At 66.8% G+C, this 18,429-nt stretch carries 17 protein-coding genes; 2 read left to right on the top strand and 15 right to left on the bottom strand.

The genetic code is table 11. The features are described 5' to 3' along the window. Positions 1-69: 69 nt before the first annotated feature. From ACM1PE_RS21510 to ACM1PE_RS21500, 3 genes are read right to left on the bottom strand one after another with little or no spacing between them, the layout of a single operon-like run. Complete coding sequence (locus ACM1PE_RS21510) at positions 70-675, bottom strand: ATP-dependent Clp protease proteolytic subunit (RefSeq protein WP_054451559.1); 606 nt, start codon at positions 673-675, stop codon at positions 70-72. Between the two features lie 44 nt (positions 676-719). After that, positions 720-1,079 (bottom strand): SRPBCC family protein, encoded by a 360-nt coding sequence (locus ACM1PE_RS21505; RefSeq protein WP_419340876.1) that lies wholly within the window; start codon positions 1,077-1,079, stop codon positions 720-722. Continuing rightward, positions 1,076-1,390 (bottom strand): ArsR/SmtB family transcription factor, encoded by a 315-nt coding sequence (locus ACM1PE_RS21500; RefSeq protein WP_118933863.1) that lies wholly within the window; start codon positions 1,388-1,390, stop codon positions 1,076-1,078. Before ACM1PE_RS21500 ends, ACM1PE_RS21505 begins: the two co-directional genes overlap by 4 nt. 120 nt (positions 1,391-1,510) lie before the next feature. Here ACM1PE_RS21500 and ACM1PE_RS21495 point away from each other — a divergent pair, with 120 nt between their 5' ends. After that, complete coding sequence (locus tag ACM1PE_RS21495) at positions 1,511-1,846, top strand: hypothetical protein (RefSeq protein ID WP_419340875.1); 336 nt, start codon at positions 1,511-1,513, stop codon at positions 1,844-1,846. A gap of 45 nt (positions 1,847-1,891) precedes the next feature. Here the strand turns inward: ACM1PE_RS21495 and secF are convergent, their stop codons facing one another. The 10 genes from secF to ACM1PE_RS21445 form a co-directional block, all read right to left on the bottom strand. After that, complete coding sequence (gene secF, locus ACM1PE_RS21490) at positions 1,892-2,827, bottom strand: protein translocase subunit SecF (RefSeq protein ID WP_054451555.1); 936 nt, start codon at positions 2,825-2,827, stop codon at positions 1,892-1,894. 53 nt (positions 2,828-2,880) lie between these two features. Then, positions 2,881-4,761, bottom strand: coding sequence for a protein translocase subunit SecD (gene secD, locus ACM1PE_RS21485; protein WP_059380232.1), 1,881 nt, complete (start codon positions 4,759-4,761; stop codon positions 2,881-2,883). Between the two features lie 111 nt (positions 4,762-4,872). Further along, positions 4,873-5,217, bottom strand: coding sequence for a preprotein translocase subunit YajC (yajC, locus tag ACM1PE_RS21480; RefSeq protein ID WP_054451553.1), 345 nt, complete (start codon positions 5,215-5,217; stop codon positions 4,873-4,875). A gap of 190 nt (positions 5,218-5,407) precedes the next feature. Then, positions 5,408-6,628 (bottom strand): CaiB/BaiF CoA transferase family protein, encoded by a 1,221-nt coding sequence (locus tag ACM1PE_RS21475; protein WP_419340874.1) that lies wholly within the window; start codon positions 6,626-6,628, stop codon positions 5,408-5,410. A gap of 3 nt (positions 6,629-6,631) precedes the next feature. Beyond that, positions 6,632-7,606 carry a Bug family tripartite tricarboxylate transporter substrate binding protein gene (locus ACM1PE_RS21470; protein ID WP_419340873.1) on the bottom strand — a complete coding sequence of 325 codons (975 nt, stop codon included), beginning with the start codon at positions 7,604-7,606 and terminating at the stop codon, positions 6,632-6,634. 68 nt (positions 7,607-7,674) lie between these two features. Further along, positions 7,675-9,474 carry an acyclic terpene utilization AtuA family protein gene (locus ACM1PE_RS21465; RefSeq protein ID WP_419340872.1) on the bottom strand — a complete coding sequence of 600 codons (1,800 nt, stop codon included), beginning with the start codon at positions 9,472-9,474 and terminating at the stop codon, positions 7,675-7,677. Beyond that, positions 9,471-11,501 (bottom strand): acetyl/propionyl/methylcrotonyl-CoA carboxylase subunit alpha, encoded by a 2,031-nt coding sequence (locus ACM1PE_RS21460; protein ID WP_419340870.1) that lies wholly within the window; start codon positions 11,499-11,501, stop codon positions 9,471-9,473. Before ACM1PE_RS21460 ends, ACM1PE_RS21465 begins: the two co-directional genes overlap by 4 nt. A 7-nt stretch (positions 11,502-11,508) precedes the next feature. Beyond that, positions 11,509-12,366: an enoyl-CoA hydratase/isomerase family protein gene (locus ACM1PE_RS21455; protein ID WP_419340869.1), complete on the bottom strand. Its 858-nt coding sequence runs from the start codon at positions 12,364-12,366 to the stop codon at positions 11,509-11,511. Between the two features lie 6 nt (positions 12,367-12,372). Beyond that, the gene (locus ACM1PE_RS21450; protein ID WP_419340868.1) at positions 12,373-13,536 is read right to left on the bottom strand and encodes an acyl-CoA dehydrogenase family protein; all 1,164 of its coding nucleotides are present in this window, start codon (positions 13,534-13,536) and stop codon (positions 12,373-12,375) included. A 29-nt stretch (positions 13,537-13,565) separates the two neighbouring features. After that, positions 13,566-15,179 carry an acyl-CoA carboxylase subunit beta gene (locus ACM1PE_RS21445; protein ID WP_419340867.1) on the bottom strand — a complete coding sequence of 538 codons (1,614 nt, stop codon included), beginning with the start codon at positions 15,177-15,179 and terminating at the stop codon, positions 13,566-13,568. A 174-nt stretch (positions 15,180-15,353) separates the two neighbouring features. On the opposite strand from ACM1PE_RS21445, the gene ACM1PE_RS21440 reads away from it, so the two are divergent. Beyond that, positions 15,354-16,148: an IclR family transcriptional regulator gene (locus ACM1PE_RS21440; RefSeq protein WP_419340866.1), complete on the top strand. Its 795-nt coding sequence runs from the start codon at positions 15,354-15,356 to the stop codon at positions 16,146-16,148. A 35-nt stretch (positions 16,149-16,183) separates the two neighbouring features. Here ACM1PE_RS21440 and tgt read toward each other — a convergent pair whose 3' ends face one another. Together tgt and queA are read right to left on the bottom strand one after the other, a co-directional pair. Then, a complete protein-coding gene (gene tgt, locus ACM1PE_RS21435) occupies positions 16,184-17,320 on the bottom strand; it encodes a tRNA guanosine(34) transglycosylase Tgt (protein ID WP_419340865.1) in 1,137 nt (378 codons plus the stop codon). Beyond that, positions 17,317-18,375 carry a tRNA preQ1(34) S-adenosylmethionine ribosyltransferase-isomerase QueA gene (queA, locus tag ACM1PE_RS21430; RefSeq protein WP_419340864.1) on the bottom strand — a complete coding sequence of 353 codons (1,059 nt, stop codon included), beginning with the start codon at positions 18,373-18,375 and terminating at the stop codon, positions 17,317-17,319. The genes tgt and queA overlap by 4 nt, the downstream gene beginning before the upstream one ends. Positions 18,376-18,429: the final 54 nt, after the last annotated feature.

The following is an 18,429-nucleotide window of genomic DNA, read 5'->3' as shown; positions in this document are numbered from 1 at the left end:
GTGCGGCTATGGTAGCGAATCCGCGCGGATCCGTACCCGTACAGCGCGACGGGGGGCGGCGGTACAGTGTCAGACGCCCAGGTCCCGGCGCTTCAGCACCCGGTCTATCAAGCCCCATTCCAGCGCTTCTTCTGCGCTCATGTAGCAGTCGCGGTCCAGTGTGCGCTCGACGTCTTCGTAGCTGCGTCCGCAGTGCTGGGCGTAGACGCGCGTGACGCGGTCCTTGGTCCTGCGCATTTCCTCGGCGTGGATGAGCACGTCCGAGGCCTGGCCCTGGAAGCCGCCCAAAGGCTGATGCACGTGCACGCTGGCATTGGCCAGCGCGCATCGTTCGCCGGGTTCACCCGCCATCAGCAGGAACGAGCCCATGGAGCGCGCCGTACCCATGCACAGCGTGTGCACCGGCGCGGTGATGAACTGCATGGTGTCGTACATGGCCAGGCCGCTGGTGATGACCCCGCCAGGAGAGTTGATGTAGAGATGGATGGGCTTGGTCGGGTTCTCGGATTCCAGGAACAGCAGCTGGGCGCAGACCAGCGCCGACACCGAGTCGTTGACTTCGCCGTTCAGGAAGATGATGCGGTCGCGCAGCAGCCGCGAATAGATGTCGAAGGACCGCTCGCCGCGGCCGGATTGCTCGACCACCATGGGTACGTATTGCATCACGTCCTGCATGGACGAATCTCCTGGGTTGGGATTGCCTTGCGCTTGGGCCGGGTTCAGGCGGCGCGCATGAGGAAGGGGCTGGCGTCGTTGGCGGCGAGGCGCCCTCGGCGCTCCAGCCGCGCGTCGTCCAGCACGTGGATGATGCGCAGGAGCGTGCGGCCGTCGGCGACGGGCCGGATCTGGAAGGTCACCAGGCTTTCGAGGAAAGGCGGTTCCTCGTCGCGCATGCGGTATCGGATTTCTTCAGCTGGCGTCGCGTCCGCGGGTTCGGCGCTGGCCAGCGCCCGTCCAGGCAGCCATTGTTCGCGGAATTCGGGGATGCTGATGGCGCGCCAGACTTTTTCGGGCGGCGCGTCGAGTTCGTATTCGAGCACGATGTCCTGGGGCGGGTCTTGCGGCGCGGTCGGCTTCATTGGTCCATGTCCTTGAGCAGGGCGTTCAGGGCTTCGATGCGGGCCGGCCAGTAGGCGCGGTACTTCGCCAGCCATCCGGCAATGAGCGCGAGTCCGTCGGGGTCGACTTCATAGTTCACGAAACGGCCTTGTTTTTCCTCGCGCACCAGGCGCGCCTTGCGCAGCACGGAAAGGTGCTGCGACATGGCTGGCTGGCTGATCTCCATGCCCACGCGCAGGGCGCTGGCGTTCATGCCGCCGGTGGCGAGCTTTTCGAAGATGGCGCGGCGGGTCGGATCGGCCAGCGCCTTGAAGATGTCGTTTTCGAGCATGACAATACATTAGTAAATACTTATGTATTGGTCAAGCGGAAGGCATCCTGTGCGCGTCCGCGAGCCGTTTGCGATCGCGGCTGGCACAATGGCGCCGGACCTGCAGCCGGGAGCGATGCCGTGGCTTTTCTTTTATTCCCCGTCTTGTTCGCGGCCAGCCTGCTGATCAGCCTGGCGGCCAGCGCCGTGCACGGCCGCCGTCATGGTTGGACGGCCCTGGCCACGCGGCGATGGCTGTTCGTGGCGGGATGTCTTGTGCTTTCGTATCTGGGCGGCCTGGCGCTGGTCATTCATGACCCGTATTTCGACGACAACGGGGTGCCTGAATTCATTCCGTGGCGTTTCCGCTGGACCTGGGCCTGGCTCTACGCCGGCTTGCTCCAGTTCGCCGTGGTTCCCGGCGGTCTGGCCCTGCGGTTCCTGGCCAGGCGCAAGGCGGCAAGCGCCGCGCAATAAAAAACCCGCCGCAATGCGGCGGGTTTCTCTTCAAGCGGAAACGGATCAGGCGGCTTCGCCTTCCTCGCCTTCCTTCTTGACCGGCTTGACCAGGTCTTCGCGCTTGACGCCCAGCCACATGGCCAGGGCCGCGGCCACGAACACCGACGAGTAGATGCCGAACCAGATGCCGATGGTCAGGGCCATGGCGAAGTAGTGCAGGGTGGGGCCGCCGAAGAACAGCATGGCCAGCACCATCATCTGCGTGGAACCGTGGGTGATGATGGTCCGCGAGATGGTCTGCGTGATGGCGCTGTTGATGACTTCGTGCACGTCCGCCTTGCGGTACTTGCGGAAGTTTTCGCGGATCCGGTCCATGATGACCACGGATTCGTTCACGGAGTAGCCCAGCACCGCCAGCACGCCCGCCAGCACCGACAGCGAGAATTCCCACTGGAAGAAGGCGAAGAAGCCCAGGATGATCACCACGTCGTGGAGGTTGGCGATCACGCCGGCGACGGCGAACTTCCATTCGAAGCGGAAGCCCAGGTAGACCATGATGCCGATGACCACGACCAGCAGGGCCATCAGGCCGTTGTGCAGCAGCTCCTGGCCCACTTGCGGGCCCACGAACTCGACACGGCGCAGCTCGACGCCGGAATCGGCGGTCTTCAGCGCGGCCATGACGGTTTCGCTCTGGGTGGCCGAGGTCTGGCCTTCCTGCAGCGGCAGGCGGATCATGACGTCGTGCGAGGTGCCGAAGTTCTGCACCTGGAAGTCGGTGTAGCCCAGCTTGGAGACCACGCCGCGCACGTTTTCAAGCTGCGCCGTCTGAGCGTAGTTGACTTCCATGACCGTGCCGCCGGTGAATTCGATCGACAGGTGGAAGCCGCGCGTGACGATGAAGAAAACAGCCGCCAGGAACGTGACGAGACTGATGATGTTCAGCACCAGCGCGTGGCGCATGAACGGGATGGTGCGGTGAATACGGAAAAATTCCATTTTTCGCCTTAGGCTTTATCTGTGGCGGGCGGCCGGGCCGCCCGCGCTCATGTTCAGTTGGTCTTCGGTTTCCAGACTTCACCGATGGAGATCGACGTGAGCTTCTTCTTGCGGCCGTACCAGAGGTTGGCCAGCGCGCGCACGCCCACCACCGACGAGAACATCGAGGTCAGGATGCCCAGCACGTGCACCACCGCGAAGCCCCGGATCGGGCCCGAACCGAAGGCCAGCAGCGCCAGGCCCACGATCAGCGTGGTGAGGTTCGAGTCGAGAATGGTGCCCCAGGCGCGCTCGAAGCCATGATGGATGGCCTGTTGCGGACTGGCGCCGGCGCGCAACTCTTCCCGTATCCGTTCGTTGATCAGCACGTTCGAGTCGATGGCCATGCCCAGCGTCAGCGCGATTGCCGCGATGCCCGGCAGGGTCAGCGTGGCCTGCAGCATGGACAGCAGCGCCAGCAGCAGCAGCACGTTCATGGTCAGGCCGATCGTGGAGAACACGCCGAACAGGTGGTAGTACAGGATGATGAAGGCAGCGATGGCCAGGAAGCCGTACAGCGTCGAGTAGAAGCCCTTGGCGATGTTGTCCGCGCCCAGGCTCGGGCCGATGGTGCGTTCCTCGATGATGGACATGGGCGCAGCCAGGGCGCCGGCGCGCAGCAGCAGCGCGGTGTCGGCGGCCTCTTCGGAGCTCATGCTGCCCGAGATCTGCACCTGGCCGCCGGCGATTTCGCCGCGGATGACCGGAGCCGTGACCACTTCGCCCTTGCCGTTTTCGAACAGCAGGATGGCCATGCGCTTGCCGATGTTGTCGCGGGTGACGTCGCGGAAGATGCGGGCGCCCTTGGAGTCCAGCGTCAGGTGGACCGCGGCCTGCTGGGTCTGCGAGTCGCGGCCGGGCTGGGCGTCCTGCAGGTTTTCGCCGGTCAGGATGACCTGGCGGCGGACCAGGATGGGACGGCCGTCGCGGTCGTTGTAGCGTTCAAGGCCGAAAGGCACGCTGCCGCCCAGCAGCGCGGCCTGCGCGGCGGGGGAGTCGTCGACCATGCGGATTTCCAGCGTGGCGGTGCGGCCCAGCAGTTCCTTGGCCTTGGCCACGTCCTGCACGCCGGGCAGCTGCACCACGATGCGGTCGGCGCCTTGCTGCTGGATGACCGGTTCGGCCACGCCCAGTTCGTTGATCCGGTTATGCAGCGTGTTGATGTTCTGCTTGAGCGCGGAATCCTGCACGCGGGTGACGGCGGCCGGGTTCAGCGCGGCCATCAGCAACGGCTTGCCGTTTTCCGTGCGCTCGGTGAACTCCAGGTCGGGCAGGCGGCTGCGCAGGGTGGAGATGGCGCGGTCGCGGTCGTCGGTGTCGGCGAAGGTGGCGGCAATGGCCAGGCCCGAGCGTTCGACGCCGGCCACGTTGACCTTCTGGTCGCGCAGCACGGAGCGCACGTCGGCGGCCAGGGAGTCGTAGCGGGCGGTCAGGGCGCCCTGCATGTCCACTTGCAGCAGGAAGTGCACGCCGCCGCGCAGGTCCAGGCCCAGGTACATCGGCTTGGGCGCGAACCAACCCAGGGCGCGCATCCAGGCGGGCGAGGCGGGCAGCAGGTTCAGCGCGACCGTGTAGTGGGGGTCGCCGGCGACGGTGTTGAGGGATTTGTCGATCAGGTCGCGCGCCTGCAACTGCAGGTCGGTCGACGTGAAGCGGGCGCGCACGGTGCCGAGCGTGCCGTTCTGTTCGTAATAGACCCCTTCATTGGGGATCTTGGCGTCGGTCAGGATCTGTTCGACCCGGCTCAGCATGGCGGGATCGACCTTGATCGTGGCCTTGGCGCTGGAAACCTGGACGGCCGGGGATTCGCCGTAGAAGTTGGGAAGCGTGTACAGCAGGCCGATGATGACCGCGACCAGGACCGTAATGTACTTCCAAAGGGGATAGCGGTTCATTGCCGGCTACTTCATGTAAAAGTGATGAAAGGGCCGCCCGGGCGACAAGCGCGGCGGGCGGCGACAGGGCCATCAAGCAACAGGAGCCCGATGGGGGCTCCTGTGGGACGCTTACAGGGCCTTGATGGTTCCCTTGGGCAGCACGGTCGAGACCGAGGACTTCTGCATGATCACTTCGACGGGCTTGTCGGCCAGTTCGGAGACTTCGACGGTGACGTAGCTGTCGTTGACCTTGGTGACCTTGCCGAGCATGCCGCCGGCGGTGACCACTTCGTCGCCCTTGGCCAGGGCGGCGATCAGGTTGCGGTGTTCCTTCTGGCGCTTCATCTGGGGACGGATCATCAGGAAGTAGAGGATCACGAACATCAGGATGATGGGCAGCATGCCCATCAGCGCGTTACCCTCGGGGGCGGCGGCCTGAGCCACGACGAGGCTGGCGGTATCGATAACGGACATTGAATTCTCCTGCGTTTAGTCTGTTTGGGTGTTTGTATCTAGTGTTTTTATGCGCCCATCCCCGCGCGAGCCATGGATAGGGCAAGCCGACTATTGTAGCGAGGTTATGCGCGAGCCCTAACTAAGGGCCATTCGGAAAAAGACAAGGGGCGGCGCGCGGCAAGACCAGCGCCGGGCCGCTCCGCTTTCCTCAGATGATAGCGCGGGCGCGCAGATCGGCCAGCCGCGCGTCGTCCAGGCCCAGTTCGCGCCCAAGGACGTCCAGGCTGTGTTGGCCCAGCATGGGGGCCGGGCCGTAGCGTACAGGGGTGGCCGAGAAATCCAGCGGGCTGCGCAGCATGGGGGCATCGCAGCCGCGGGCGTGCGGCTGCGACAGGACCAACTGGCGGTGGCGAGTCTGTGGGTCTTCGAAAACCTGGGACAGGTCATTGATCGGGCCGGACGGCACGCCGGCCCGGTCGAACATGGGAAACAGGTCGGCGCGCCGCCGTCCGGCCAGCAACGGCGCCAGCAGATCCCTCAATTCGATTCGGTGCGCCACCCGTGAGGCGTTGGTAAGAAAACGAGGATCGCTTGCCAGCCCCGGCCGTTCCAGGATCTCGCACAGGGCCCGGAACTGCGTGTCGTTGCCGGCCGCGAGTATCATGCGGCCGTCTGTGCAGGCAAACACTTCGGAAGGCGCCGCGATGGGATTGGTGTTGCCCTGTCTGCCGGGCAACCGTCCCGACATCAGGTAGCCCACCGCCAGGTGGCCGTTGAGAGCGACGGAAGCGTCCAGCATGGAAGCGTCCACAAACTGGCCCATGCCGGATTGCCGTTGATGCAGCACCGCGCCCAGGATGGCGATGGCCGCGTAGAGGCCGGTGACGACGTCCGTGATGGGGATGGCCGTGCGCATGGGTTCGCCGCCGGGCTCGCCCTCGGCATGTCCGCAGGTGCTCATCACGCCAGCCAGCCCTTGCAGGATGAAATCGTAGGCGGGCCGCCGCGCATACGGGCCGTCCTGCCCGAAGCCGGTCAGCGAGCAGTAGACCAGCGCAGGCTTGGCCGCGGCCAGCGCGGCGTGGTCCAGTCCGTACTTGGCCAGCGTTCCGACCTTGTAGTTTTCCATGAACACGTCGCAACGCAGCGCCAGGTCCCGCACCAGTTCCGCGCCCTCGGGTGTGGAGATGTCCACGGTCACGGAGTGCTTGCCTCGGTTGTAGGCCAGATACAGCGCGGAGTCGTTGCTGTCGCCGCCCTGTCCATCGGGCAGGAATGGGCCCATGCGGCGGGTATCGTCGCCTTCGCCCGGACGCTCTATCTTGTAGACCGTGGCGCCCATGTCGGCCAGTATCTGCGTGCAGAGCGGTCCGGCGATCACGCGTGTCAGGTCCAGTACCTTGACGCCTTCCAGAATGCGGGGGCTCATGGCTTACTCCAGGCGGATACCGGCTTTGGCGATGACGTCGGCCCAGCGCCGGGCTTCGTCGGCGATGAAACGGTCGAATTCCGCGGGCTTGCCGCCAACCGGGTCGATGCCGTAGTCGATCAATTGGGCGCGCACGTCGGGTTGGTCCAGGACCCGTTGGACGGCTGCGGAAATCCGTTCGGCGAATTCGTCCGGCACCTTGGCGGGCGCCAGCATGCCGATCCAGCTGCCCGCCACGAAATCGGGCACCCCGGCTTCCGCCATGGTCGGTACGTCGGGAGCGCCAGGCCAGCGGCGTGCGCTGGTCATGGCAAGCGCACGCAATTTACCCGCCTTGACCTGCGGCATCATGGTCTGTACCGAGTCGAAGATGGCGGCGACTTGTCCCGAATAGAGATCAGGCAGTGCAGGACTCACACCCTTGTAAGGCACATGGGTGATGCGCAGGCCGCTGACTTGGGCGAACTCGGCCGCAGCCAGATGCGCGCCTGAACCCGCGCCGCTGGAGGCGAACGTCGCGTTGTCCGGATTGGCCCGCGCCCAGAGCAGGAATTCCTCCAGGTTGCGCGGCGGTAGCCGGGCGCTTGAAACCAGCAGCAAAGGGATTCGGCCGAACAGGCTGACCCCGCGCAAGTCGCGCAGCGGATCGTAGGCCATGTTCTTGTAGAGGCTGGGATTGATGGCGTGCGCCATGACGACGACCAGGAAGGTATAGCCGTCGGGCGCGGACCGGGCGACGGCGGCCGAGCCGATCTGGCCGTTGGCGCCGCCCAGGTTTTCGACGACTATCGGTTGCCCGATCTCCTCGCTCAGCTTGCGGGTGACCAGCCGCGCGACTGCGTCCGATACGCCGCCCGCGGTATATGGCACCACGACCCGCAGCGGCTTTTCCGGGTATGCGGCGTCCGCGCTGCCCGTGCCTGCAAGTATGCCCGCCATGGCAAGCGCGGCAATGCTCCTACTGATGATCCGGCTCATGCTGTGTGTCTCCTCTGCTTTTTATGGGGATGCGTGATTTGCGGCTGGGTCAGGGCCAGGTTGCGACGCTAGGGCGGGGCGATCCAGCCGCGCTCGACCCAGCTCCGCGGGACTTGCACGGGATGGTCCAGCAACATTTGGGCATAGGACTTTCCCAAAGGGTCGGAACGCAAACTGGACATGCCTCCGCCGCCCAGCGCGTCATGCAGCACAAAATTCACCGCGTGCAGGCCCGGCACGTCGAATCGCTCGACCGGGCCATGCGCCAAATGTGCGAAGTACGCCTGAACCTGCTTCGCGCCCAATTGCCGGCGGATCAATGGAAGGAACTCGGGACGGCGCGCGATGACGCCGATATTCTCTGTGTCGCCCTTGTCGCCGCTGCGCGCCCAGGCCAGCGCCTGCAGCGTCACGACCGCCAGAGGGCCGTCATGCTGCGGCGGGCCATCTTCTTCCTGTCCGGTTTCCGGCGCGGCGCAGGCGCGCAATGGCGGGCCGGCCGGCGCTTCGGCGGCCGGGGCCGGCACCGGGGTGACGACTTCTTCCAGCAGCACTTGCTCGCGGACGAGCGACTTGGGCAACAGGAAGGAGTGGACCCGCACTACCGGTTGTATGTCCGAGCGCCCCTGGAATGATGAGCGGGTGCCCGGCCCCATGGAAGTGCCGGCGGAAGCGCACTCGCGTTGCAGGAAGCCCAGGCCTGCGGCCGATTCATGCCGGACGACGATGCGCAGGATGATCTCGCGCGTGGGGAGCGGCCGGGCATGAGGTCCATAGAGGGCCTCGCAACCCAGCATTTCCACGCAGGTTTCCCGATAGTCCGCAAGGCCATTTTCACGCAGCATTCGCCGGGTCCGGTCCAGTAGCGCCGCGGCGGTCTTGTCGGCCTTGGCGTGGGCTTGGGAACCACGGATGGCCAGCATGGTGGCGAGCTGGTAGCCATCGCGCCAGGTCGCGTTGGCTTTGTATGTGTCAGTGGGGGCGCGGCCGCGGGCGCCGCGGACGCAGACGCGGTCTGCGTCGAGCTGTGCCACGCTAACCTGCCGGAAATCGCAGGTGACATCGGGCATGAGGTAGCTGGCGGGATCGCCGATTTCATATAGAACCTGCTCGGCGACGCAGCCGGCGGCAATCAGGCCGCCAGTTCCGGCGGGCTTGGAAAGAACGAAGCTGCCGTCCGCCGCGCAATCGATCACGGGGTAGCCCATGTCGTCCCAACCCGGCACCGACTGCCAATCGGTATACAGGCCGCCGGTCGCCTGCGCGCCGCATTCGATGACGTGGCCGGCAAGCGTGCCAGCGGCAAGCTTGTCCCAATCATTCCAGGCCCAGCCGTGCTCATGGGCCAGCACGCCCAGTACCATGGCGCTATCGACGCATCGGCCGGTGATGACGATCTGAGCGCCTTGGGCCAGCGCTTGCGCGATGCCGCGCGCCCCTGTGTAGGCGTTGGCGGAATACGGCGCTTCGGGCAAGCCGGCGATGCCAGATTCGCGCAGTCGGGGCAGCAAGGGCAGGATGTCGTCGCCGCTGACGACGGCAATGCGCGGCGCCAGGCCCAGGCGCGCCGCGGCCTGCGCCAGGGCGTCGCGGCAGGCCACGGGGTTCAGTCCGCCGGCGTTGGCCACTACGCGTATGCCGCGTTCGAGGAGGGCGCCCATGTGCGGCGCCATCGCGGCATGGACGAAGTCCGTGGCATATCCCAAGGCGGGATCCTTGTTGCGCGCGCGAGCCAGGATCGACATGGTGGTTTCGGCCAGGTAGTCGTACACCAGGTACTGCATGCCCGGCACCTTCAGCAGTTGCGGTGTGGCGGTTGCGGAGTCGCCCCAGAATCCGCTGGCGCTGCCGATGCGCACGGCGCTCATGGCGCGGTCTCCAAGGCCGCTTCCTGGGCGATGCGCAGCAGAGGCTGGTCCTTGGATGCCTGGCTGCCGGGCAGGGCCGCCAGATCGGCGACACGGCCCGCAACTGGCGCGTACAGGGTGTGTTCCATTTTCATGGCCTCCATGATGATCAGCGGATCGCCCGCGTTGACGTGGGCGTCGGCAGCCACCGAGATATGCAGGATGCGTCCCGTGAAGGGGGCGGTGACCGTGCCGCTGGCCAGTGCGCCGGCCCGCGACCGGTGCGCCGGCGGCAGCTGGAATTCCCAGGGCCGTCCGCGGTGGAACAGGCCCATCGCGTTCGGGCCGGGGGAGATCGAGACGTTTTCCCGGATACCGTCCAATTCGGCTTCCAGGCTGCCGTGGTCCGGGCCTGCCCAATAGGCCCGGCGCATCTCGAACCGTGCCGGTCCCGTGTCGCCTTGGGAGGGCGTCACGTCGATCAGCCAGGCATCGGCGTGAGCTGTCAGCGCAACTTCCCAGCGGCCTGCGTCCAACGCCAGGACGACGTGCCAGGGGCGCGGCGCGGGCTGAGGCGGCGCGAGGGCCGCGCCGGCCGCTTGCATCATGCAGGCATGGACGGCGAAGGCGGCCCAGGCCACGGCCGCCGCGTCGGGGACCGGGCGCGCGGTCAGGCTGGCGCCGAAGCGTTCTTCGACAAACCCGGTATGCACGCCCGAAGCGGCGGCGAAGACCGGGTCGTTCAGGCAATCCGCCAGGAACGACTGGTTGGTCGGGACACCCAGGGCGACGCATTGTTCCAGGGCCCGCCTCAGCTTGCGGCAGGCTTCTTCGCGGGTGCGGCCGTGGGCGACCAGCTTGGCGATCATCGAATCGTAGTAGGGAAGGATGGCGCCGCCTTCCATCAAGCCGTGATCGACCCGCAATCCCGGCATGTGCTGGGGAGGACGCCAGCGCCGCATGACGCCAGTCTGCGGCAGAAAGCCGGCGGGCACGTCCTCGGCGGTCAGGCGCAGTTCCATGGCGTGGCCGTCGATGCGCACTGCTGCCTGCGCAATGTCCAGCATTTCGCCCGCTGCCACGCGCAGTTGCCATTCGACCAGATCCAGGCCGGTGACTGCCTCGGTCACGGCGTGCTCGACCTGCAGGCGGGTGTTCATCTCCATGAAGTAATAGCGGCCGTCGGGCGCAAGCAGGAATTCCATCGTGCCCGCGCCCTGGTAGCCGAGCGCGCGCGCGCTGCGCACGGCTGCTTGTCCCATCGATGCGCGCAGGGCCGCGTCCACCGCGGGGGAGGGAGCCTCTTCGATGATCTTTTGATGGCGGCGCTGCACGGAGCAATCGCGTTCGCCCAGGTGGATGACATTGCCGTGGCTGTCGGCCAATACCTGGATTTCGACATGGCGGGGGCGCTCGATGGCCTTTTCGAGTATCAGCTCGTCGGAGCCAAACGCGGTCGCGGCTTCCGAGCGTGCGGAGGCCAGCGCCGCCGGCAGCGCGTCCGGGCTCCGCACCAGACGCATGCCCCGTCCGCCGCCGCCGGCCGCCGCCTTCACCATGACGGGAAATCCGATTTCGCTGGCGGCGCGGACGAAGGCTTCGTTGCCCTGTTCGGTTCCCTGGTAGCCGGGAATGCATGGCACATCCGCCCGCCCCATCGCCGCCTTGGCCCGCGCCTTGTTGCCCATGGCGCCGATGGCCGCGGCCGGCGGGCCGACGAAGACCAGCCCGGCCTGCTCGGCGGCGGCCGCGAATGCCTCGTTCTCGGCCAGAAAGCCGTAGCCGGGGTGCACCGCGTCCGCGCCGCTGGCGCGCGCCGCCGCCAGCAGCGCGTCGATGTTCAGGTAGGAGTCGGCGGGCGCGGGTCCACCGATCCGCACGGCGAGGTCGGCTTCGCGCACATGCAGGCTGTCGGCGTCGGCGTCCGAGTAGACGGCCACGGCGCGGTAGCCCAGCTTGCGAGCGCCGCGCATGATGCGGCGGGCAATCTCGCCGCGGTTGGCGATCAACAGGGTGTGGAATGGGCGGACAAGCTTGGAGGAGGTCATGGGGTTCTCACAATGGGGCCGACAGGCCGGCGCAAGCCTGGCGCACGTCGTTGGCGCTGATGGCTGTCACCCAGCCTGCGGGCTGACGCTGGCGGAACGCATCGATGCCTGCCGCGCCTTCGTCGCGCAGACAGCGCGAAAACAGCGCGGCTGCGCGGTCGAGGGCGTCGCCCGTGGCCTTGGACGGGGCGGCGCATTCAGCCAGCAGGGGCTTGATCAGCGCGTTGGCGCGCGGCGCGCAGGCGCAGATGGCGGTCAGCCAGCGGGCCAGCAACGCGTCGAGCGTTGCGCTGTCGTCGGCCAGCTCATCGGCCATGCCTAGATGCAGGGCCGTGTCGCCATGAATCCGTTCGCCGCTGAGTCCCAGGCGGCGCGCGACGCGCAGACCCAGCCGCGCGACGACAAAGGGGGCAATCTGCGCGGGAATCAGGCCCAGCCGTGTTTCGCTCAGGGCGAAGCGTGCATCGCGCGTCGCCAGTACGATGTCCGCCGCGCAGGCCAGGCCCATGCCGCCTCCCATCGCCGCGCCTTCCACGGCGGCGACGACAGGCATGGGCAGCGCCGCCAGGCGTTCCATGAAACGGCCGAATTCGCGGTTGCGCGCGGCCACGGGATCGGGGTGGGGGGCGGGCTCGCCAAGGTCTGCGGCGAAGCCGCCGACGTTGCCGCCGGCGCTGAAGAAACCGCCGTTGCCGCGCAGGATCAGGGCCCGGGGCGGCGGTGCGCCAGGTGTGCCGGCGATGGCGCGGTCCATTTCGGCCACGACCTCGGCGCCCAGCGCGTTGCGCGTTTCAGGACGGTTGAGCGTCACGAACAGCAGGCCGCGCAGGCGCGCGACGATGAGATGCTGGTAGACGGGTTCCATGGGGCCTCAGGCGTTCTTGGCCATGAGGCCCATGTGGCGGGCGATGACCATCAGCATGACTTCATCGGCGCCTCCGCCGATGGAGCACAGGCGGTAGTCGCGATAGGCGCGTGAAACCGGGTTGTCCCAGGTGTAGCCCATGCCGCCTTGGAACTGCATGCACCAGTCGGTGATTTCGCGCGACAGGCGTCCGGCCTTCAGCTTGGCCATGGATGCCAGTTCGACCACGTCGCCGCCTTCGATGTAGGTCTGGGTTGCGAGATAGATCAGCCCGCGCAGCGCCTCCAGTTCGGTCTTTAGTTCGGCCAGTTTGAACTGGATGTATTGGTTGTCCAATAGCGGGCGGCCGAAGGCCTGGCGTTGCCGCAGATAATCCACGGTTTCCTGGATCCACATGATGGCGGCCAGGCGCCGCGCCGCGCCGTCCAGGCGTTCTTCCTGGAATTGCTTCATCTGATAGATGAAACCCATGCCCTCCTCGCCGATGCGGTTGCGCACGGGCACGCGGACCTCATCCAGGAAGATCTGCGCGGTATCCGAACTCCACATGCCGAATTTGCGGATTTTCTGCACCTGTACGCCGCGCGCCTGTTTGCCGTTCTCCCGCAGCGGCACCACGATGAGCGACTTGTTCTTGTGCGGATTGCCCTCCGAGGTATTGCACAACAGGCAGATCCAGTCGGCCTGGGTGCCGTTGGTGATCCACATCTTCGAGCCGCTGATGACATAGTCGTCGCCGTCGCGGCGCGCCCGGGTCTTGAGGGACGCCACGTCCGAGCCCGCGCCCTGTTCGGACACGCCGATGGACGCGACCGCCAAGCCGGCAACCGCCGGCGCCAGAAACTCCCGGCGCAGCGCATCGGATCCGAACGCGGCCAGCGCCGGGGTGGCCATGTTGGTTTGCACGCCGATCCCCATGGCGACGCCCTGGGCACGGGCGTATCCCATGGCTTCGGAGGCCGCCATTGCGTATGAGAAGTCCAGCCCCTGGCCGCCGTAGGCCTCGGGTTTGGTGATGCCGAGGAATCCCAATGGCCCCATCTTCTTGAACAGTTCGCGCGCGGGAAAGATTTCGGCCGCTTCCCATTCGTCCACGTAGGGGTCGATCTCGGCGGCGATGAAACGCCTGAGGCTGTCCATCAGTTCGCGGTGTTCCTGGGTGTAGAGCATGTCGTCTCCGTGGGTCTGGTTGTCTTTTTTTAGAAGCGGGGCACGCCGAATTGCATTGATTGCGGCGAGCGCGCCTGGCCTTCGGCGATGGTGGCGAGCACGAATGCGAGCACCGCGCGGGTGTCGCGCGGGTCGATCACGCCGTCGTCGAGCAAGTGGCCGCTGGTGTAGAACGCGCGGGCCTGGCGTTCGAAGTTCTCGATGACCTCGGCCTTCTGCGCGGCCAGGGCGGTCTCGTCCACCGGGCGGCCAGTACGTTCGGCCTGTTGGCGGGTGATGATCTCCAGCGTGCCCGCCGCCTGTTCTCCGCCCATGACCGCGGTGCGCGCATTGGGCCATGAGAAGCAGAATCGAGGCCGGAACGCGCGTCCGCACATGCCGTAGTTGCCCGCGCCGAAAGAGGCGCCGCAATAAATGGTGATCTGCGGCACGCGGGAGTTGGACAAGGCCTGGATCATCTTCGAGCCATGCTTGATCATGCCGGCCTCCTCCGAGGCGCGGCCCACGATGAAGCCGGTGGTGTTCTGCAGGAACAGCAGCGGCGTGCCCGATTGGTTGCAGAGATGGATGAATTGCGTGGCCTTGGCCGCACCGGCGGGATCGATGGGGCCGTTGTTGCTGATGATTCCTACCGCGTGGCCGTCGATGCGGGCATGTCCGCAGACCGTCTGTTCCCCATAGTCCGGCTTGAAGTCGAGCCAACGCGAATCGTCCACCAGCCTGGCGATGATTTCCCGCATGTCGATGGGCCGGCGGTGCTCCAGCACCATGACGCCGGCCAGCTCGTCCGGATCGAGGCGAGGCGGCGAGGCGGCGGGTGCCGCCGCGGCGCGCGGCCAGGGCAGGGCGTCCAGGACCGAACGGGCGATGGCGATGGCGTGCGCGTCGTCCTCCGCTACGTACTCGGCCAGGCCGCTGATGCGGGCGTGCATGTCCGCGCCGCCCAGCTCTTCGGCGCTGGCCACTTCGCCTGTCGCCGCCTTGAGCAGCGGCGGCCCGGCGAGGAATGCCTTGGCCTGTCCCCGCACCATGACCACATAGTCGGACAGGCCCGGCATGTAGGCGCCGCCCGCGGTCGAGGAACCATGCACCACGGTGATGACCGGCAGGCCCGCGGCCGACAGCCGCGCCAGGTTGTAGAACATGCCGCCGCCGCGGATGAACTTGTCGACCCGGTACTTGCGCAGGTTGGCGCCGGCGGACTCCACCAGGTGCACGAAGGGCAGGCGATTCTCGAGCGCTATCTCCTGGCAGCGCATGAGCTTCAGGTTGCCGGCTTCCGTCAGGGCGCCGGCCTCTATGCCCGAATCCGTGGCAATGACCATGCAGCGTACGCCGCTGACATAACCTATGCCGGCGATCTGCGATCCGCCCGGAATGCAGGCGTGCGGATCGGCGCCGTCCATGCCGTATCCCGCCAGCGTCGCCAGAGGCAGGAAGGGACGGCCCGGGTCCAGCAGGCGGTCTAGGCGCGCGCGCGGCAGCAGCGCGCCGCGCCGGGCGAAGGCAGGCGCGGCGCGCTCGGACGCGTCGCGGGCGCGTTGTTCGAGCGCACGCATTTCCGCGATCAGGGCCAGCATGCCGGAGCGTTGTTCGATGAAGGCAGGGGAACCAGCGGGAAGGCGGGATTCGTAGGGAGTCATGTCTCGTCGCGGTTGTTTTTTCGTGGCCGCAGGCCGTTGTGGAGACATTCCAGGCCAGCCAGGCAAGCACGGCAACGACTATTTGCTGGTGTGTGCACCATGTACACATCTTTGACCCGCCGGCAATCTCGCTATGATCGGCGCATCCGGACGAGACTCCCTGGAATACCGACCATGCCGCGAGCAACCGCTACACGATCCTCTTCCTCCGTTACGACTTCCCGCTCCGTGCGCGGAGGGCAGAGCATCGGCCGGGCATTGGACCTGCTGCGGCTATTGAGCGTCGAACAGCCGGGCGGCATGGCGCTGCGTGATCTGGTGGCGCGTTCGGGGCTGGATCGGACGACGGCGTACCGCATGCTGTCGGTGCTCGTATCCGCTGGCTATGCAAGACGCGATGCGGTCAGCGGCGCCTATTGCCTGGGATTGGAGTCAATGGGGATGGGCTTGGCGGCGCTGGCGCAGGCGCCGCTGACGCAGATATGCCTGCCCGTCATGAAGGCCTTGGCGCGGCGCTCGGATGAGCACACGTTCCTGGTGGTGCGCAGTGGCGACTACAGCCACTGCCTGCATCTGGAGGAAGGTTCGCGCCCGATACGGTCCTACGCGGATTACGTCGGCGGGGCGCGCCTGCTGGGCCTGGGCATTCCCAGCTTCGCATTGCTGGCGCAATGGGACGATCTCAGGATCGGCGAGCATTTCGAACGCCACCGCCGGCAGTACCAGGCGAAAGACCTGTCGCTGTCGAAACTGCTGCGCTGGGTACGCCAGGCGCGAACGCAAGGCTATACCCAGGTGAGCGGCCAGGGAGTCGGAGGCGTGGGCGTGGCGTTTGCGGTCGGCGCCAGCGGCACCGCCGCGTTGGGGATTGTTGCGCCGACGCACCGCATGCCGCGCAGCCGCGGCGCGGAATTGGCCCGGGCCATCGACGAGGAGCTGCGGCGATTCGAGGTCGGCCCCCGGCGTTAGGGGCTGATCACCTCGAAAATAACCCTGCTCGGGCTTTAATCCACCCCCCGCGCCCGGTCTGCCGCGAACTGCGCGCGCCAGGCGTCGAAGCGGCCTTCGGCGATGGCTTCGCGCATTTCCTTCATGATGGTCAGATAGAAATGCAGGTTGTGCAGGGTGTTCAGGCGCGCGCCGGTGATTTCGTTGGCGCGCTGCAGGTGGTGCAGGTAGGCCCGCGAGAAATTCGCGCAGGTATGGCAGCTGCAGCTGGGGTCCAGCGGGCGGGTGTCGTCGCGGTACTTGGCGTTGCGGATCTTGACGTCGCCAAAGCGCGTGAACAGCCAGCCATTGCGGGCGTTGCGGGTCGGCATGACGCAGTCGAACATGTCCACGCCGCGGCTCACGCCTTCGACCAGGTCTTCCGGCGTGCCCACGCCCATCAGGTAGCGCGGCGCCTGGGCCGGCAGCTTGGGCGTGACGTGCGCCAGGATGCGCATCATGTCTTCCTTGGGCTCGCCGACCGACAGGCCGCCGATGGCGTAGCCGTGGAAGCCGATGTCCTGCAGCCCGGCCAGGGATTCGTCGCGCAGGGCTTCGTACATGCCGCCCTGGACGATGCCGAACAGGGCGTTGGGGTTCTGCAGGCGGTCGAATTCCTCGCGCGAGCGGCGGGCCCAGCGCAGCGACATGCGCATGGAGCGGGCCGCTTCTTCGACGGTGGCGGGGCGGCCGTCGATTTCATAGGGCGTGCACTCGTCGAACACCATGACGATGTCGGAATTCAGCGAGCGCTGGATGCGCATGGATTCTTCCGGCGTCAGGAACAGCCGCGTGCCGTCGATCGGGGAAGCGAACTTGACGCCTTCCTCGGTGATCTTGCGCATGCCTTGCAGGCTGAACACCTGGAAGCCGCCGGAGTCGGTCAGGATGGGCTTGTCCCACTGCATGAAGCCATGCAGGCCGCCGTGCTTTTCCATGATTTCCGTGCCTGGGCGCAGCCACAGGTGGAAGGTGTTGCCCAGCACGATCTGCGAACCGATCTCCTTCAGTTCGTGCGGCATCATGGCCTTGACGCTGCCATAGGTGCCGACAGGCATGAAGATGGGCGTCTCGACCACGCCGTGGTTCAGCGTGATGCGGCCGCGGCGGGCGCCGCCGTCGGTGGCGAGCAGTTCGAAATTCAGTCCGGTCATGGGGCGGGGGACTCGATAAACATGGCGTCGCCATAGCTGAAGAAGCGGTAGCGCTCGGCGACGGCGTGGGCGTAGGCGCGGCGTATCGGTTCTACGCCGGCCAGCGCCGACACCAGCATCAGCAGGGTCGACTGGGGCAGGTGGAAGTTGGTGACCAGGGCGTCGACGACGCGGTACCGGTAACCGGGGGTGATGAAGAGGCGGGTGTCGCCCTGGGCGGCGGCCAGCGGCAGGCCGGGGGCGGTGCGCCCTTCGGTCTGGGCGGCGGCGGATTCCAGGGCGCGCACGCTGGTGGTGCCGACGGCGATGACCCGGCCGCCGCGGCTGCGGGCGGCGGCGATCGCGTCGACCGTGGCTTGCGGCACGGTGAACCATTCGGCGTGCATGATGTGATCGGCCAGATTGTCCACGCGCACCGGCTGGAAGGTACCCGCGCCCACGTGCAGCGTGACGAAGGCGCGTTCCACGCCCATCGCCGCCAGGCGATCCAGCGTGGGCTGGTCGAAGTGCAGGCCGGCGGTGGGCGCGGCCACCGCGCCGGGTTCGCGCGCGTAGACGGTTTGATAGCGTTCGTCGTCGCCGCTGTCGGCCTCGTGCGTGATGTAGGGCGGCAGCGGCGTCGCGCCGTGCGCGTCCAGCAGATCCAGCACGGGGCCGGGAAAGCGGATGTCGAAGAGTTCGCCCTCGCGGCCCAGCACGGTGGCGTCGAAGGCGTCGGCCAGGCGCAGCACCATGCCCGGACCGGGCGACTTGCTGGCGCGCGCGTGGGCCAGGACGCGGTCGGGTTCGGTGATGCGTTCGACCAGCACTTCGATCTTGCCGCCGGTGATCTTGTGGCCGTTCAGGCGCGCCTTGATGACGCGGGTGTCGTTGAAGATCAGCAGGTCTTGCGGACGCAGCAGCGAGGCCAAGTCGGCGAACTGCCGGTCGTGCAGCTGGCCGGCGCCGTCCAGGTGCAGCAGGCGGCTGCCGGTGCGTTCGGCGGCGGGCGCCTGGGCGATGAGCTCGGGCGGCAGTTCGTAATTGAAATCGGCAACGGTGAGGGACTGGGTCACGCGGCTATCCGTCCGGCAAGGGCGGCAAAAAGAGGGCGAAAACGGGCCAGGCGG

Origin of the sequence: Achromobacter sp. PD1 (assembly GCF_048541815.1) — a bacterium.
In the GTDB taxonomy this organism is placed as follows: domain Bacteria; phylum Pseudomonadota; class Gammaproteobacteria; order Burkholderiales; family Burkholderiaceae_B; genus Achromobacter; species Achromobacter bronchisepticus_A.
Note: the sequence above shows the minus strand (reverse complement) of the source record. Positions and strands in the feature narration are given on the sequence as shown.